At 58.5% G+C, this 15596-nt stretch carries 17 protein-coding genes; 11 read left to right on the forward strand and 6 right to left on the reverse strand.

The annotated features are described in order from the left end of the window. The first annotated feature begins 10 nt into the window (after positions 1 to 10). From DQ405_RS07160 to sbcB, 3 genes are all read left to right on the forward strand, one after another. Positions 11 to 439, forward strand: coding sequence for a DUF4124 domain-containing protein (locus DQ405_RS07160; RefSeq protein ID WP_168423544.1), 429 nt, complete (start codon positions 11 to 13; stop codon positions 437 to 439). Positions 440 to 488: 49 nt separating this feature from the next. Next, complete coding sequence (locus DQ405_RS07165) at positions 489 to 923, forward strand: PilZ domain-containing protein (RefSeq protein WP_168423545.1); 435 nt, start codon at positions 489 to 491, stop codon at positions 921 to 923. A 381-nt stretch (positions 924 to 1304) separates the two neighbouring features. Beyond that, a complete protein-coding gene (sbcB, locus tag DQ405_RS07170) occupies positions 1305 to 2732 on the forward strand; it encodes an exodeoxyribonuclease I (protein ID WP_168423546.1) in 1428 nt (475 codons plus the stop codon). An 84-nt stretch (positions 2733 to 2816) separates the two neighbouring features. Here the strand turns inward: sbcB and mvaT are convergent, their stop codons facing one another. Further along, a complete protein-coding gene (gene mvaT / locus DQ405_RS07175; RefSeq protein ID WP_168423547.1) occupies positions 2817 to 3194 on the reverse strand; it encodes a histone-like nucleoid-structuring protein MvaT in 378 nt (125 codons plus the stop codon). A gap of 386 nt (positions 3195 to 3580) precedes the next feature. Here mvaT and purU point away from each other — a divergent pair, with 386 nt between their 5' ends. From purU to DQ405_RS07190, 3 genes are all read left to right on the forward strand, one after another. Then, the gene (purU, locus tag DQ405_RS07180) at positions 3581 to 4432 is read left to right on the forward strand and encodes a formyltetrahydrofolate deformylase (protein WP_168423548.1); all 852 of its coding nucleotides are present in this window, start codon (positions 3581 to 3583) and stop codon (positions 4430 to 4432) included. Positions 4433 to 4457: 25 nt separating this feature from the next. Beyond that, positions 4458 to 4655: a hypothetical protein gene (locus tag DQ405_RS07185; protein WP_168423549.1), complete on the forward strand. Its 198-nt coding sequence runs from the start codon at positions 4458 to 4460 to the stop codon at positions 4653 to 4655. 71 nt (positions 4656 to 4726) lie between these two features. After that, positions 4727 to 6193 (forward strand): helicase HerA-like domain-containing protein, encoded by a 1467-nt coding sequence (locus tag DQ405_RS07190; protein WP_168423550.1) that lies wholly within the window; start codon positions 4727 to 4729, stop codon positions 6191 to 6193. Between the two features lie 66 nt (positions 6194 to 6259). Here the strand turns inward: DQ405_RS07190 and DQ405_RS07195 are convergent, their stop codons facing one another. From DQ405_RS07195 to yaaA, 3 genes are all read right to left on the reverse strand, one after another. After that, a complete protein-coding gene (locus DQ405_RS07195; RefSeq protein ID WP_168423551.1) occupies positions 6260 to 6469 on the reverse strand; it encodes a hypothetical protein in 210 nt (69 codons plus the stop codon). Between the two features lie 399 nt (positions 6470 to 6868). Continuing rightward, positions 6869 to 8314: a mannose-1-phosphate guanylyltransferase/mannose-6-phosphate isomerase gene (locus DQ405_RS07200; protein WP_168423552.1), complete on the reverse strand. Its 1446-nt coding sequence runs from the start codon at positions 8312 to 8314 to the stop codon at positions 6869 to 6871. 694 nt (positions 8315 to 9008) lie between these two features. Beyond that, positions 9009 to 9785, reverse strand: coding sequence for a peroxide stress protein YaaA (gene yaaA, locus DQ405_RS07205; RefSeq protein WP_168423553.1), 777 nt, complete (start codon positions 9783 to 9785; stop codon positions 9009 to 9011). A 134-nt stretch (positions 9786 to 9919) separates the two neighbouring features. Here yaaA and dmeF point away from each other — a divergent pair, with 134 nt between their 5' ends. The 5 genes from dmeF (at position 9920) to moaE (ending at position 13792) form a co-directional block, all read left to right on the forward strand. Next, positions 9920 to 10873 carry a CDF family Co(II)/Ni(II) efflux transporter DmeF gene (dmeF, locus tag DQ405_RS07210; RefSeq protein ID WP_168423554.1) on the forward strand — a complete coding sequence of 318 codons (954 nt, stop codon included), beginning with the start codon at positions 9920 to 9922 and terminating at the stop codon, positions 10871 to 10873. A gap of 263 nt (positions 10874 to 11136) precedes the next feature. Next, positions 11137 to 12525: a PhoH family protein gene (locus DQ405_RS07215; RefSeq protein WP_168423555.1), complete on the forward strand. Its 1389-nt coding sequence runs from the start codon at positions 11137 to 11139 to the stop codon at positions 12523 to 12525. Between the two features lie 93 nt (positions 12526 to 12618). Then, entirely contained in the window at positions 12619 to 13089 is a 471-nt protein-coding gene (gene moaC / locus DQ405_RS07220) for a cyclic pyranopterin monophosphate synthase MoaC (protein ID WP_168423556.1), read from the forward strand. Continuing rightward, positions 13086 to 13334 carry a MoaD/ThiS family protein gene (locus DQ405_RS07225; protein ID WP_168423557.1) on the forward strand — a complete coding sequence of 83 codons (249 nt, stop codon included), beginning with the start codon at positions 13086 to 13088 and terminating at the stop codon, positions 13332 to 13334. Before moaC ends, DQ405_RS07225 begins: the two co-directional genes overlap by 4 nt. A 2-nt stretch (positions 13335 to 13336) precedes the next feature. Continuing rightward, positions 13337 to 13792, forward strand: coding sequence for a molybdopterin synthase catalytic subunit MoaE (gene moaE / locus DQ405_RS07230; protein ID WP_168423558.1), 456 nt, complete (start codon positions 13337 to 13339; stop codon positions 13790 to 13792). 5 nt (positions 13793 to 13797) lie between these two features. On the opposite strand, the gene DQ405_RS07235 is transcribed toward moaE, so the two are convergent. Both DQ405_RS07235 and rhlB read right to left on the reverse strand, forming a co-directional pair. After that, positions 13798 to 13962: a hypothetical protein gene (locus DQ405_RS07235; RefSeq protein WP_168423559.1), complete on the reverse strand. Its 165-nt coding sequence runs from the start codon at positions 13960 to 13962 to the stop codon at positions 13798 to 13800. Positions 13963 to 14129: 167 nt separating this feature from the next. Beyond that, entirely contained in the window at positions 14130 to 15551 is a 1422-nt protein-coding gene (gene rhlB, locus DQ405_RS07240; protein ID WP_168423560.1) for an ATP-dependent RNA helicase RhlB, read from the reverse strand. Between the last annotated feature and the right edge of the window lie 45 nt (positions 15552 to 15596).

Here is a 15596-nt window from a genome sequence, read left to right on the forward strand (position 1 = left end):
GAAGGACCCCATGCGCATCGCACCGTTACTCTTTATGGCCTTGTTGGTCTCGCCGTCGGCAACAGCGGAGATTTACCGCTGGGTCGATTCCCAGGGGAATGTGCATTTTGACGCGCGGCCGCGTCCCGGTGCCGAGCCGGTCGAGGTCCGGCCACAGGTTATCGAGCGCGACGACGCGACTCGCGAACGAGAGGTGCGAACCGAACGTTTCTTTGAAGCCCGCCGGCAAGAACAACAAGCAGCCAATCAGGCGGCTAGCGAACAGCACGCCAAGCGCGAGCAGACGTGCCGTGAGTTACGCCAGGAGTTGTCGGGTCTGTCTCGTGGCGGGCGCTACTTTCGTGCCGATGCAAATGGTGGACGGGTCTACTACAGTGATGAAGAAATAGGGGCGGCGCGGCGGCAGTTGGCCAGTCGTATCAGTCAAAACTGCAGCTGAGCGGCCGGTAACGGTCGCAGCCATCAAACTGGCGACAGGCCCGGAATCGATGAACATGCTCAATCAACGCAGTATCCAGCGGCACCAGCTGCCGTATTACCTCAATGTTTTCAACCGGTTCACCGATAAGCCATTGGGTTTCATCGGCAACTTATCGGAGACCGGGCTGATGCTCATCAGCCCGTATCCGATGATGACGGACGCGCGTTTCGAGATGCGCCTGAAGATCCCCGGCCAGCACGGCCAGCTGCGTTACATTGACTTCAGTGCGATCTGCCGCTGGTCCCGAGAGGATGTCACCCCCGGCAGCTTCGACTCCGGATTCGTGCTGGATACGGCACCCAGCGAAATCCGCGACATGATCGACGCGCTGCGCCATTACTTCAGTTTTCGTCCCTTGCTCAGTATTCCTCCGGCTCGTCTGCCGCTCAGCGATGCGCCGCCCAGCAGGGCCACCGATGAGGATCGTTGCCACGGGACCTGAACGGCCCGGTGCCGGCAATTTTTCGAGCCCTCTCTATATATAGCGCCGCCGTTTCGTTGCATAAGCGGCCGCTTGCTATCTGATCACCTTTCTTCGAAGGGCCAATAGCGGCGAAAAACAGCAGCAGAGCGCCCGCGCTCGTAGCGAGTTTGCCCAACGGGTCCCTGGCCAGCGCGAAATAAACGACAGCGCCCAAGCATCAGCAGATCCAGAGCAAGCCCCAGTGCACGGGGCACCGGGCCAGCTCGGCTCGGTTCGAGCGCGGATCAGGCCGGTCAGAACGCTGGATGATCCCCTTCGAGTGGGGCCTATCGCACAGAGTGGGCAGGCCATTGCTCCGGCGCGCTAGACTGGCGCCTGAAGACCCAAAGAGAGGCTCCCGTGACATCCAGCATCTTCTGGTACGACTTTGAAACCACAGGTATTTCCCCGCGTTGCGACCGGCCGCTGCAGGTCGCCGGGATTCGCACCAACGAGGCGTTGGAGGAAATTGGCGAGCCGTTGAATATCTACTGCCGCCTCAGTGATGACATCCTGCCGCATCCAGCCGCGTGTCTGGTGACCGGCATCACGCCGGCGACGCTGATTGAAAAGGGACTATGCGAAGCCGAGTTCATCGCCCGGCTGCATCAGGAACTGGCGCAACCGGGTACCTGTAGCGCCGGCTACAACACCCTGCGTTTCGATGACGAGGTACTGCGCTACAGCCTGTATCGCAACTTTTTCGACCCCTATGCGCGTGAGTGGCAGGGTGGCAATAGTCGCTGGGACCTGATCGATCTGGTCCGCACCGCTTATGCGCTGCGTCCCGAAGGGCTGGTCTGGCCGGAAGAAGATGGCCGGGTATCGCTCAAGCTGGAGCGCCTCAGTGTGGCCAACGGGCTTGAGCATCTGCAGGCGCATGACGCCTTGTCGGACGTTCGGGCGACCATCGCCCTGGCTCGGTTGATTCGAGAGCGCCAGCCGAAGCTCTATGAATATTTGTACAAACTGCGCCGCAAGAATGCGGTTGTCGAACAGATCGAGCTGCTGAAGCCGATGGTGCATATCTCTGGACGCTTCTCCGCCGCCCGGCATTACTTGTCCGTCGTACTGCCGCTGGCCTGGCATCCTCGCAACCGTAACGCACTGATCGTTTGCGACCTTAACGCTGAGTGTTCGCCCTTATGGGAGGACGCGGCTGAGGATCTTCGTGAACGGCTGTATACCCGCCGGGAGGATCTTGGCGAGAAGCTTCCGACGCCGCTGAAGTTGGTGCATGTCAATCGCTGCCCTGTACTGGCGCCAATGAATGTCTTGCGCAAACCGGATATCGATCGGCTGGGGCTGGATATCCAGTGCTGCGAATCCAGAGCCCGCGGCCTACGCAGCCGGCAGGCAGAGTGGCGCGAGAAACTTGCCGATATATACGAGGAACAGGCTTTTTCCGGCTCGGCAGACCCGGAACAGCAACTTTATGAAGGTTTTCTGGGTGAGCGGGATCGGCGCCTGTGTGAACAGGTCAGGAACCATGTGGCATTACAAAGTTCGGGCGGGATGCCTCCGTTTGATGATGCCCGTCTGCCAGAACTTCATTTTCGTTACCGTGCGCGCAATTTCCCTGAATGCCTTTCGGCAGCAGAACAGCTGCAATGGGCAGAGCTCTGTCGGCAACGTTTGACTTCCCCCGAGTTTGGCGCGCCAAACACCCTGACACAGTTCGAGGGGGATTTGCAGGTGCTCTTGGAATCAGCCAACCTGAATCAGGTTCAGCTACTGCAGCAATGGGCCGAGCATGCACGCGAATTGCGTAAACGCTACATTCGCTGAGGTTAATCAGAAGTAACGAAAAAGCCATCTGATGCGACATGCCAGGCATGGCGCATCAGATGGCTTCAGGAGTACAGCGATAAATTAGCCGAGCAGGGTGGCCCAGCTTTCAACTTCATCGGAACCCCACTGTGCTTTCCACTCTTTCAGAGTTTTGTGATTGCCACCTTTGGTTTCAATCACTTCGCCGTTGTGCGGGTTCTTGTATTGCTTAACACGGCGGGCACGCTTGGTGGCGGCCGGCGCCTTTGCGGTGCGCTGTGTTTTGCTATTTCTGGCATCCGGATCGAGCAGAGCAATGATGTCGCGAAGCGACTTTTGGTATTCACCCATCAGCTCGCGCAGTTTGCCTTCGAATTCAAGCTCCTTTTTCAGCTTATCGTCTGCAGAAAGAGACTTCAGGCGTTCCTGGAGTTCCTTGATAGCTTCTTCAGTGGCGCGGTATTCGTTGATCAGCGACATGTCACTTCCTTGGTATAGGTTTGAACGCAAGTGTTAGCAATCATAGACAGGCGCAATGCACAAGTAAATATCACTTGATTAAAGATTAGTGAGTTTTCTCCGGCTTCGTTTGGCTGCTGATGTCGTTCAGTTAGTTCATTGCCGACAGATGAAGGAGATAAGCTCTTTGGCGAAAAACACACTGTTTATCTGCCGAAGACGCTCTGGCGCTTTCCTTGGCTTTGTCGTGTCGGCTAGCCGTTCTGTCAGCAAATGAATCAGGGCGTTGCTCCTCTCGTTGTGCGTTCTGCAGCGGCGGGCCAGGGGTGTCTGATCGGGAATTATGTGGTTGTCATTTTCAGCGCTGCGCTAGAATGCGCGACTTTAATAATGCGGAGTTACCTTTAATGCGCACGTTCAGGCTGGTTATTGCCTGCCCCGATGGCGTTGGCATTGTCGCCAAGGTCAGCAATTTCCTGGCCACTTACAATGGCTGGATCACTGAAGCCAATCATCACTCTGATCACCAGAGCGGCTGGTTTTTCATGCGCCATGAAATTCGTGCTGACTCGCTGCCTTTCGACCTCGAAGGGTTCCGTCAGGCGTTCGCGCCGATAGCGCGAGAATTTTCCATGGAGTGGCGCATTACCGATTCGGAACAGCGCAAGCGTGTCGTGCTGATGGCCAGTCGGGAATCGCATTGCTTGGCCGATCTGTTACATAGGTGGCACAGCGGTGAACTGGATTGCGATATTCCCTGCGTAATATCCAACCACAACGATCTGCGTAGCATGGTCGAGTGGCATGGCATTCCTTACTTTCATGTACCAGTCGAGCCGGGACGCAAGGATCAGGCGTTCGCCGAGGTGTCGCGTATCGTGCGTGAGCAATGCGCCGATGTAATTGTGCTTGCCCGTTATATGCAGATACTTCCGGCCGAACTGTGCGAAGAGTTCGCGCAACGCGTGATAAATATTCACCACAGCTTCCTGCCTTCGTTCGCCGGCGCCAAGCCCTACCACCAGGCATCTCTGCGAGGCGTCAAGCTGATCGGTGCGACTTGCCACTATGTGACCGAGGAGCTGGACGCGGGGCCGATCATCGAGCAGGACGTGGTGCGTGTCAGCCACCGCGACAGCATCGAAGACATGGTTCGGTTGGGCAAGGATGTGGAAAAGATGGTGCTATCGCGCGGGATGCGCTATCACTTGCAGGAGCGCGTGCTGGTGCACAGCAACAAGACCCTGGTATTCAACTGACCGTCGCCCGGCGCAGGAGGGATGCATGACGGATCCATTGGCAAAAGCTGGTGCGAGCGCGCCACCTATCATTGGTAGCGGATGTACGCAGCGCTACGATCCGGAGCATCTCACCCCACAGCTCGGCACCGATTTTCCAGGTGCCGAGGCGCTGTGGAAGCATCTCCGGTGCGCGGCCGAGGCGACTGAAGGTCTAGCTTCGCCGGGTTCGGATAACGATTGAGCCAAACATAGACGAGGCATCTGGTTGGTGCCGCTCGTTCCCGCAGTGTCCCCCGCTCTGGAGACGGCCAGATGGCAGATAACGAACACTTCGTGCTGGGCGCTGAGGCGAACAGCGAGCCTAATACTCAGCCGCTCCGGCTGGTCAATCGCCACGGTTTGGTCGCGGGCGCGACGGGGACAGGCAAGACGGTAACCCTGCAGCGGCTCGCAGAGCAGTTCAGCGAGGCGGGCATCGCCGTTTTCGCGGCGGACATCAAGGGAGACCTGTGCGGGCTGGGTGCCGCGGGGGCACCTGAGGGGAAAATTGCCGAACGTATTGCCAGCATGCCTTGGCTCGGCCACCAACCGCAGGCGTATCCCGTCACGCTATGGGATGTATACGGCGTAAGCGGCCACCCGCTGCGCACGACGCTTACCGAGATGGGCCCGCTTCTGTTAAGCAGTCTGCTCGAATTGACCGATAGCCAGCAGGCTGCACTTTATGCAGCGTTCAAGGTGGCTGATCGCGAAGGGCTGCTGCTTCTGGATATCAAGGACCTCAAGGCCTTGCTCGGTTATCTCAGGCAGAGCCCCGAGATGTTGGGCGACGATGCGGCATTGCTGACGAGCGCTTCATCCCAGGCGCTCTTGCGGCGCCTGGCAACGCTGGAGCAGCAAGGCGCGGAAGCGCTGTTCGGCGAACCGTCACTGGTACTGGAAGACCTTCTGCAACCTGCATCTGATGGGCGCGGCAGAATTCATCTGCTCGACGCAAGTCAGCTGGTGCATCAGGCGCCCAAGGTTTACGCGACATTCCTGCTGTGGTTGCTGGCCGAACTGTTCGAGCAACTGCCCGAGCGTGGCGATGCGGACCGACCGCTGCTGGCGTTGTTTTTTGACGAGGCGCACCTGCTCTTCAATGACACCCCGAAAGCATTGCAGGATCGATTGGTGCAGGTCGTTCGGTTGATTCGCTCGAAAGGCGTTGGCGTCTATTTCGTCACTCAATCGCCGGCCGATTTGCCGGATGAGGTCCTGGCCCAGCTGGGCCTGCGCATTCAGCATGGGCTGCGGGCTTATACGGTCAAGGAACAGAAGGCGTTGCGTGCGGTCGCTGAGGGCTTTCGGACCAACCCTGCATTTTCTGCGCTGGATACTCTGGTCGATCTTGGCATCGGTGAGGCGCTGGTCGGTGGGCTCGAAGAAAAGGGCACACCTGCCATGGTGCAACGCGTGGCCGTCGCTCCACCGCAGTCGAGGGTAGGGCCCCTTGATGAAAGCGAACGGCGGGCGTTGATCACGAATTCACCGTTGCGCAATCGCTACGATAAGGCGGTTGATCGCGAGTCAGCCTACGAGATCCTGCTCGACCGGGCGAAACAGGCGACGAGGGTCGAGTCGCAGGAGAAAGCAGCGCCAGAAGAGAATGACGCGGGAGGCGCTTTCGCGGATCTCGCTGGGCGAGTATTCAAGAGCGCGATGCGCCAGGCGGCTTCCCAGTTGGGCCGGCAGCTGGCGAGGGGGTTGATGGGATCCCTGCTCGGTGGGAAGCGCTGATTCGAACCGCAGATTACGAACAGGCCGTTCATATCAAACATTCGCAGTAGCAGTGGCAGCGTCTGTTTACCGGCCTTCGGAATCCTGTTCTGCCAGCTCTTTCTCGATCTTTTCCAGTTCTTTCTTGAAAACCTGGTCGTGGACCGTCTCTTTTTTGCGCCACGGTTTCCGTTCAGGGTCGGGTTGTGCGGCATAGGTGGTTATTTCACCGCCGTATACGGTTTTGAATCGATTGGCCTGTCGTTCCAGTTCGGCGCGTAGTTCTTCTTTGGTCACTCTTGGTCTTTTCCTTTCTTGGAAATTCGACGTCAGTTGCCAGCAAGCGGCAATGCCGTAAGCAGCACGATGATGGAAATTAGACGATTGCTTATTTAATGGCTTGAGTGATGCCATTGCAAGCAGGCGGGGAGAAACAAAGTGTATGCGGAAGTTATCACTTGGTGGGCGCGGCCATGTTCCGTACGGCCCCGGTCTGGCGTCAGATGAGCTTTTTAATGAAGCACAGATCACAGGTTGCGGCTGTCGAAAAGCAGCAGAAACCGAGGTTCCTTGGTTGTTGTCGCAGTTGGCTGCCGCAAACTATTCGCGAGCGTTCATCGTAAGCCCGCCGCGTCTTTCTTCCTTAAATAAAAAAACCGCGTCGGATTTCGGCGCGGTTTTTCATTTGCCGCCTAATCAGCGGACTGAATGGCTTGCAACGTTATCAGGTGCACGACCATAGACATCGTCCAACCGTTCGATGTCGTCCTCACCGAGATAACTGCCTGACTGAACTTCGATGATTTCCAACGGAATCTTGCCGGGGTTGGCCAGGCGGTGGATGGAAGTCACCGGGATGTACGTCGATTGGTTCTCGGTAAGTAAGAACGTCTTGTCATTGCAAGTGACCTGGGCGGTACCGGATACAACGATCCAGTGTTCGGCGCGATGATGGTGCATCTGCAGCGAGAGCTGGGCGCCCGGGTTGACGCAGATGCGCTTGACCTGGAAACGGCCACCCATATCGACCGAGTCGTACCAACCCCAGGGGCGATACACGGCACAATGGTTCTGCGTTTCGGAGCGCTTCATGTCGTCGAGCTTGTTCACCAGCTTCTTGACGTCCTGGACCTTATCCTTATGGGCGATCATGGTCGCGTCCTTGGTTTCGACCACAACGATGTTGTCCAGGCCCACCACGGTGACCAGCTTCCCATTGCCATGAACCAGGCAGTTACGGCTGTCTTCGACGATCACATCGCCTCTGGTTACGTTGCCGTTCTCGTCTTTTTCCAGCACATCCCAGAGCGACGACCAGGAACCCACATCGCTCCAGCCAGCCGACATCGGCACTACGCAGGCCAGCTCAGTCTTTTCCATTACCGCGTAGTCGATCGAGTTGTCCGGGCAGCAGGCGAAGGTCTCGGGGTCGATCAGTACTTCGTCACCATTCTTGGCGCTGCGCTCCAGCGCGACCCAGCAGGTGTCGTAGATGTCCGGATCATGCTTTTTGAGTTCTTCCAGAAACACGCTGGCGCGGAACAGGAACATACCGCTGTTCCAGTAATAATCACCCGACTCAACGTACTGCTGGGCGCGCGCTTCGTCAGGCTTCTCGACGAAGTTGGTAACGCGGTTGACGCCTTCTGGCAACCCATTGCGCTCGTTATGGTCGCACTTGATGTAGCCGTAACCGGTTTCAGGGCTGGTGGCCGGAATGCCGAACAGCACCATTTCACCGTTTTCCGCAGCATTGGTGGCCAGAGCCAGCGAGCGCTGGAAGGCTTTGTGATCTTCGATCACATGATCCGCCGGTAGCACCAGCAGCAGTTCATCACGTCCGTCCTCGATCAGTTTCATCGCGGCGATCGCAATTGCCGGGGCGGTGTTGCGGCCGAAGGGCTCGAGCAGAAGACCCTGGATGCCTAGCTTGCGTGCTGCCAACTGCTCTTTGACGATAAAGCGATGTTCCTTGTTGCAAACCAGCAGAGGCGGCTGCATGCCTTCGAAAGCGAGCCGCTCAATGGTTTGCTGGAAGAGCGTCTGCTCAGCTGTGAGGGCTAGAAATTGCTTTGGGAACGCTTTGCGCGAAAGAGGCCAGAGTCGGGAACCGCTGCCGCCTGAGAGGATGACCGGAATCATGCTGTATCTCCTGAATCGTTGAGAAGGGGGAGTTCTTCTTGTCCATTTCGGCGACCAGAGATCTGTGCTCGCCGTACTAATTTGGTCGGGCCTTCAGGTGCCGCGTGCCGTCAAGCTCCGTTTTCCAGCCGAAAAACTGCCCTCGGGGCGAATTACGCGCTCCGAGCCTGAATGTTGGGGTACTGCCTGATGGTCGACTGCCGCTGCACGGTAGGCTGCGGGATCGATTGCCGGTCTGAAACGAGTGCCTGCAAGCCCTCTATCGGTCTGGCTCGAGCGGGTCTGCTGCGCTCCGCCTGGCTGCCGTTGGCGCGGGGTGGCGAGTGCCGACACTGCGCTTATCCGGCCTGTCTGCCCTCGGCTTGCCATGCCCGGCGACCCTGTCGGGCTGCCCTGGCTGGCAATTTGGAAACTGATTTGTGACTTCCACTGCACGTTCATGTGCGACGTCCCTTTCCTTCTGGAAATGCCGGTACGCGCTTATGATTGCAAGGGCCTTCGGATAGTTCCCTCGGTGGTCGCCGCTGATCGGTTTTCTAAGACTAAGGGCCAGCCCGCATCGCAGAGCGCGTTCGCTGGTATGCAGTAAGGGGCAGCGGCGAGCGTGGCGCCCAATGTAAGGCAATGGTGGGACAAGCAGGCAGGAGGGAAGGAGGCCCCCTCGGTTCATAAGCGAGGGGGCGTCAGAATTGCTTCAGGCTTGAGCGTCGCGAAGGAACACCAGGTGATCGGTTGACGAGTCATCCGGGCTGTAGCGATAGCCGTCGTAAGCGAACGCCTTCAATTGTTCAGGCTGCTCGATGCGCTCCTTGATCACGTAGCGGGTCATCAGGCCGCGTGCTTTCTTGGCGTAGAAGCTGATGATCTTGTACTGACCGTTCTTCATGTCCTTGAAATCGACATCAATGACTCGGGCATTCAAGGCGTTGCGCTTGACCGCGCCGAAGTATTCGTTCGACGCCAGGTTGAGCAGTACATCGTCGCCCTGTGCCGCCAATGCATCGTTAAGCCAGTTGCTGATGCGTTCGCCCCAGAACCCGTAAAGATCCTTGCCGCGTGCGTTGGCCAGTTTGGTTCCCATTTCCAATCGGTAGGGCTGCATCAGGTCAAGTGGACGCAGGATGCCGTACAGGCCGGAGAGCATGCGCAGGTGGGTCTGCGCGAAATCGAGGTCTTGCTCGGAAAAGTCGCTGGCATTTAGCCCGGTGTACACATCGCCTTTGAAGGCTAGAAGTGCCTGCTTGGCGTTGTCCGGGGTGAATTCCGGTGTCCAGCTTCCATAGCGGGCGACGTTCAGTGCTGCGAGCTTGTCCGAGAGATGCATCAGTTCGCTGACCTGCTGTGGCGACAGGTTGCGCAATTGATCGATCAGCAGTCGGGCGTGGTCGAGATGTTCGGGTTGAGTGAAGCGTTTGGTCGTCGGGGGCGTGTCGTAATCCAGGGTCTTGGCCGGCGAAATCACCATGAGCATGCATCGGTCTCCTTTGATGTGAGCCGATTCTAGGCGGTATGCCTCCCCAGGCTCCAGCTATGGCCTCGATTAACCGGAAGGTTGACCTTGCCGCCGTGTAAAGGGGCAAGCTTGCGTGACCGACAGGAGCGCTTATGACTGACTGCAAACATTCCCGGTGGACACACTCCCATGATTATCGCCCCCTTGAACAAGGGGCTGAGCGCCGTACCTGGGCCGTGGTGGCGCTGACTGGCTTGACCATGATTGCCGAGATCGTCGCGGGCTATCTGTTCAATTCAATGGCGCTGCTGGCTGATGGCTGGCACATGGCGTCGCATATGGTGGCCATCGGCATGGCAGCGATCGCCTATCTATTGGCGCGCCGCTACGCCCATGACCGACGCTTCGCCTTCGGGACCTGGAAAATCGAGGTCCTGGCGGGCTTCGCCAGTGCGATGCTATTGGTGGTGGTGGCCTTGATGATGATTATCGAGTCGCTGTCGCGCTTTTGGTCGCCTGCACAGATCGGCTTCGACGAAGCGCTATGGGTGGCGGTGATCGGGCTGGCCGTGAATCTGCTGTCTGCTTGGTTGCTGCAAGATCACCATGCTCATCACGATCACGATCACGATCACGATCACGACCTACCAACAGCGCAAGGGCGGGACCTCAATCGCCATGCGGCCTTCGTCCACGTGCTGACCGATGCGCTGACGTCTGTCGCCGCGATCATCGCCCTGCTCGGAGGCAAGTACTTTGGCTGGAACTGGCTGGACCCGCTGATGGGAATCATCGGGGCGATCGTCATTCTGGTATGGGCCAAGGGCCTGCTGCGTGATACCGGAAAGGCCCTATTGGACCGGGAGATGGATGACCCGCTGGTGCAGCGCGTGCAGGAGCAGCTGGAGGCAGTACCTGATACCGAAGTGACCGATCTGCATCTGTGGCGCGTGGGCAGAACGCAATACAGCTGCATCGTCACCATCGTTACCCATCAAGCGCATTCGGCGGATCGCTACAAGGCCGAGTTGGCAGGCTTTTCGGAGTTGGTCCATGTGACGGCCGAAGTGAACCGGTGCGACAAAAGCGCCCAAGTCAATCATTGAGCCTAGTTTTGCATTCGGCGTTCGCCAAGCGTAATTCGTCGTTTAGAGAAAAAAACCTGGGTTGCAGGAAAAAGACTTTTTCCTGTCATCTGTTTTGCGGTATTACGACATCAAGACCGCCGAAACCTGCACTCACAGGTGGCGGCCTCTGGGTGGCCCCAAGCCCCTGCTACCCAAGTCCGCTCACCTCGCGCACGGTGGTTTTCTTTACGGCGGAGAGCATCCGGCCCTCCGTCGTCCCGGCTCCGAAAAGGTGAACGCGTATGGATGACTACGGCAGACCCCGCGCTACTCAGCCCACCCTTTACGTTCTTGATACCAACGTTCTTATCCACGATCCCAACGCGTTATTGAATTTCCAAGAACATCAGGTCGCCATTCCGATGACCGTGCTGGAAGAGCTCGACCAGCTCAAGACCGGCAAGCACACCGTGGCAGCAGAGTGCCGTCAGGCCATTCGCCTGATCGACAAGGTGTTGGGCGATGCCACGCCCGAGGAGGTCGAGCTTGGCGTGCCTATCCAGCGCGAGAAGAGCGGGCCCTGCGGCAGCCTGTCGATTCTGATGAGCAAGGGCGCTGACTCCAGCGCACTTCCGGACGATCTCAACGACAACAAGATCATCAACCAGGTCGTCGACCTGCAACGGCGCAGCAGCGGTGTTCCGGTGGTGCTGGTCACCAACGACATCAACATGCGCCTGAAGGCACGTGCCTGTGGTGTCGCTTCGGAGGATTACCACACCGATAAGTTGGTCGACGACGTCGGCCAACTATCGCGTGGATACCACAGCCTGAGCGGGTCGTTTTGGGACCGAGTCAGCAAGGTCGATACCCATCAAGGACATGGGCGGACCTGGCATCGTGTTCAACTGATCGACAACCTGCCAGCCGTGCACATCAACGAATTCATCCTCGACGAACAGGGCTTTGTCGGCTGGGTCAAGGGTATCAAGGCCGACGAGCTGCTCCTGCTCGATATGCACCAGGAACCGTTGCTGCATCAGGAAGCGTGGGGGTTGCGCCCGCGCGACATCCATCAGGCGCTGGCGCTATTCGCTCTGCTCGATCCAGATATCCATCTGGTCAACCTCTCGGGCGCAGCCGGCTCCGGCAAGACCATCCTGGCGCTGGCTGCGGCCATCGAGCAGACCGTGGTGAGCAAGCGTTACCGGCGGATCATCGCTACACGTAGCGTGCAGGGGCTGGATGAGGACATTGGTTTTTTACCCGGTACCGAAGCGGAAAAGATGGAGCCCTGGCTCGGTGCAATTACCGATAACCTCGAAGCGCTGCACATGGATGACGAAAGTACCCATGGCAGCGTCGATTACATCCTGCAGAAGGTGCCGTTGCAGTTCAAATCCCTCAATTACATTCGCGGTCGCAGCTTCCAGCAGAGCCTGATTCTGATTGATGAGTGCCAGAACCTCACGCCGCACCAGATGAAGACGATCATTACGCGGGCCGGCAGTGGATCGAAAGTGGTGTGCCTGGGTAACCTGGCGCAGATCGATACGCCATACTTGTCGGCCACCAGCTCGGGATTGACCTACCTGACCGAGCGATTCAAGGATTTCCCGCACGGCATGCACATCACCTTGCAGGGCGTCCCACGTTCGATCCTGGCGGAGTATGCCGAGGCCCATATGTGACTCGGATGCATACGGGAGGACGGCGACCCGTTGGGCTCGGAGCGGCATACTGTGTATACAATGTGCCGCATCGATTTTCGGAGTCGCCTGTTTATGCTTACTCACCTTGATTCCAACGGCCGCGCCAACATGGTCGACGTCACCGCCAAGGCTGTAACGGCCCGGGAGGCGGTGGCGGAGGCAAGGGTGCGTATGCGTCCTGAAACTCTGCAGATGATTCAGCAGGGTGGCCATCCCAAGGGCGATGTGTTTGCCGTTGCCCGTATCGCCGGCATCCAGGCGGCGAAGAAGACCCACGAGTTGATACCGCTCTGCCACCCGTTGCTGCTGACGAGCATCAAGGTGGACCTGCAACCGGAAGGGGATGACTGTGTGCGCATCCAGGCACGCTGCAAGCTGGCCGGCCAGACGGGAGTAGAAATGGAGGCGCTGACGGCGGCAAGCATCGCGGCATTGACTATCTACGATATGTGCAAGGCGGTCGATAAGGGCATGGTCGTGGAAAGTGTCCGGCTGCTGGAAAAGCTGGGTGGAAAAAGCGGACATTGGCAGGTGCCAGCATGATTCAGGTGCAGTACTTCGCGCGCTATCGCGAGGCACTTGGCCTCGATACCGAACAGCTGGCTTGGGACGCGTCGCTTCGGCAGGTCGACGATCTCCGGCTACTGCTGCTGGCACGCGGTAACGAATGGTCGGTATTGGGCGAGCAGAACTTGATGTGCGCACGCAATCAGGAGCTGTGCGGCCTCGACGAGCCGTTGGCCGACGGCGATGAAGTGGCTTTCTTCCCTACGGTTACAGGAGGTTGAGGATGAACGTGCGTGTCCAACAGGCCCCGTTCGACCCAGGCGCCGAGCTGAACGCATTGCACGCCGCCAACCTCGGCATCGGCGCGGTAACCGGCTTTGTCGGCTATGTGCGGGATTTCAACGATGGCCAGGACATCGCCGGGATGTTTCTCGAGCATGCTCCCGGAATGACAGAGAAGGCGCTGCAGAAGATCATCGAGGAGGCCAATGCACGTTGGCCTTTGCTCAAGCTCGAGATTCTGCACCGGGTCGGTCGACTCGAGCCGGGCGAGCCAATCGTATTCGTCGGCGCGGCCAGCGCACACCGCGAGGCTGCGTTCGATGGTTGTCGGTTCGTCATGGATTACCTGAAGACCCGCGCGCCGTTCTGGAAGAAAGAAGACACTCCGTCCGGCCCCCGCTGGGTCGAAGGGCGTTGCAGCGACCAGATTGCTGCTCAGCGGTGGCGGCAGGAGTAACGGCCTTAGCCGAAGGTGATCTGCAGCTTGTAGAAAAGGGTGGAAAGCATCGACAAAATGCCCAGGCCGAGCAATGCAGGCCCCCATTTCTGCTCTCGATAGTTGAAGCCTGCGCCCATCAGCACAAAGCTCGCAATGATCAGCAATACCATCAGATTGAGGCGATCCATGGGCGGCTCCTGATATTGAATGGCTTTATTCAACTCTAGGCGCTTTTGCGGACCGAGGTCTGATCTGGATCATTTGGCCTGACGTTCGCGGCATCAGGCGATCACAAACGGAAAAGGCGAAGCCTATGGCTTCGCCTTTTCCGTTTGTTACTGCCGTGGACTAGCGCTCAGCGCTTGGGCGGAACCGGTGCCAGGAGTTCAGCCGGAGGCATTTCGCAACTGATCTTGCGGCCCAGCAGCGTTTCGATCGCCGGCAGGGCAAAGGCGTCATCCTCGCCGGCGAAGCTGATCGAGGTCCCGGTCGCGCCGGCCCGACCGGTGCGGCCGATGCGATGCACGTAATCATCCGGAACTTCCGGCAAGGTAAAGTTGATCACGTGACTGATGCCATCGACGTGTATTCCGCGGCCGGCGACGTCGGTCGCCACCATGACGCGAATCTTGCCCTCGCGGAAGCCTTCCAATGCGCGGATCCGCTTGTGCTGGGGCACGTCTCCCGACATCTGTACGGCACTGATGCCGTCACGGGTGAGGCGTTCCTCGATACGACGAACCTCGTCCTTGCGGTTGGCGAAGACCATCACGCGGGTCCAATCGTTCTGAGTGATCAGGTTGTAGAGCAGCTTGTACTTGTCGCTACCCGCCACGGCATAGACGTGCTGCTCGACGGTGTCGCTGGCCACGTTCACCGCCTCGATCTCCACGATCGCCGGGTCGGTCGTCCATTGCTTGGCCAGGTTCATCACGTCCTCGGTGAAGGTGGCGGAGAACAGCAGCGTCTGGCGTTCGCTCTTCGGCGGGGTCTGACGGATGATCTGGCGAACCTGCGGGATGAAGCCCATGTCGAGCATGCGGTCGGCTTCATCGAGTACCAACACCTCAACCATGTCCAGGTGCACTTCGCCGCGCTGATTGAAATCCAGCAGTCGCCCCGGCGTGGCGACGAGTATGTCGCAGTAACGGCTTTCCAGTGCCTTGAGCTGCTTGTCGAAATCCATGCCGCCGACGAAGCTCATCACGTTCAGGCCGGTGTACTTGGTTAGGTTCAACGCGTCGTTGGCAATTTGCACTACCAGTTCACGGGTCGGCGCGATGATCAGCGCGCGCGGCTCGCCCATGTAGCGGTCGCTGGGTGGTGGTGTCTGCAGCAACTGGGTGATGGTGGAGATCAGAAAGGCGGCGGTTTTACCGGTGCCGGTCTGGGCGCGTCCGATCGCATCACGGCCTTGGAGGGTGAACCCCAGAACCTGAGCCTGGATCGGGGTGCAATAGGGGAAACCCAGATCGTGGATGGCGTGCATCAGTTCCGGGGTGAGCTTGAAGTCATGAAAGCGTGTCTTGCCTTCGACCGGCTCGACCTGGAAGTCTTCCAGTTTCCATGCAGGCGCGGGCGGTGCCGCAGGTTTGGGTGAGCGCTCTTTGCGGGGCTTGGTTGCCGCTGCTGGAGGCGCGTCGGCCGATGGTGCGGTTGGCACTTTGGGCCGCGCAGGGCGAGGGGTGTCGACATGCTTCGAGCTGTTGCTGGAGGGTTGGGCGGCAGTTTGCTCTGCAGGGCCTTTACCAAAAATCTTCTTGAGTGCTTTGAGCACGGTTTCGTCTCTATCTATAGGTTCGCCCGCCAGTGTAATGCAAGA

The sequence above is a fragment of the Pseudomonas sp. SST3 genome, from assembly GCF_003325755.1.

Coding starts and splice junctions, on each gene's coding strand:
- DQ405_RS07215 (WP_168423555.1), top strand. CDS start 11,137: ATGGATGACTACGGCAGACCCCGCGCTACTCAGCCCACCCTTTACGTT.
- DQ405_RS07160 (WP_168423544.1), top strand. CDS start 11: ATGCGCATCGCACCGTTACTCTTTATGGCCTTGTTGGTCTCGCCGTCG.
- DQ405_RS07185 (WP_168423549.1), top strand. CDS start 4,458: ATGACGGATCCATTGGCAAAAGCTGGTGCGAGCGCGCCACCTATCATT.
- yaaA (WP_168423553.1), bottom strand. CDS start 9,785: ATGCTCATGGTGATTTCGCCGGCCAAGACCCTGGATTACGACACGCCC.
- DQ405_RS07165 (WP_168423545.1), top strand. CDS start 489: ATGAACATGCTCAATCAACGCAGTATCCAGCGGCACCAGCTGCCGTAT.
- purU (WP_168423548.1), top strand. CDS start 3,581: ATGCGCACGTTCAGGCTGGTTATTGCCTGCCCCGATGGCGTTGGCATT.
- moaC (WP_168423556.1), top strand. CDS start 12,619: ATGCTTACTCACCTTGATTCCAACGGCCGCGCCAACATGGTCGACGTC.
- DQ405_RS07200 (WP_168423552.1), bottom strand. CDS start 8,314: ATGATTCCGGTCATCCTCTCAGGCGGCAGCGGTTCCCGACTCTGGCCT.
- DQ405_RS07225 (WP_168423557.1), top strand. CDS start 13,086: ATGATTCAGGTGCAGTACTTCGCGCGCTATCGCGAGGCACTTGGCCTC.
- moaE (WP_168423558.1), top strand. CDS start 13,337: ATGAACGTGCGTGTCCAACAGGCCCCGTTCGACCCAGGCGCCGAGCTG.
- dmeF (WP_168423554.1), top strand. CDS start 9,920: ATGACTGACTGCAAACATTCCCGGTGGACACACTCCCATGATTATCGC.
- DQ405_RS07190 (WP_168423550.1), top strand. CDS start 4,727: ATGGCAGATAACGAACACTTCGTGCTGGGCGCTGAGGCGAACAGCGAG.
- mvaT (WP_168423547.1), bottom strand. CDS start 3,194: ATGTCGCTGATCAACGAATACCGCGCCACTGAAGAAGCTATCAAGGAA.
- DQ405_RS07235 (WP_168423559.1), bottom strand. CDS start 13,962: ATGGATCGCCTCAATCTGATGGTATTGCTGATCATTGCGAGCTTTGTG.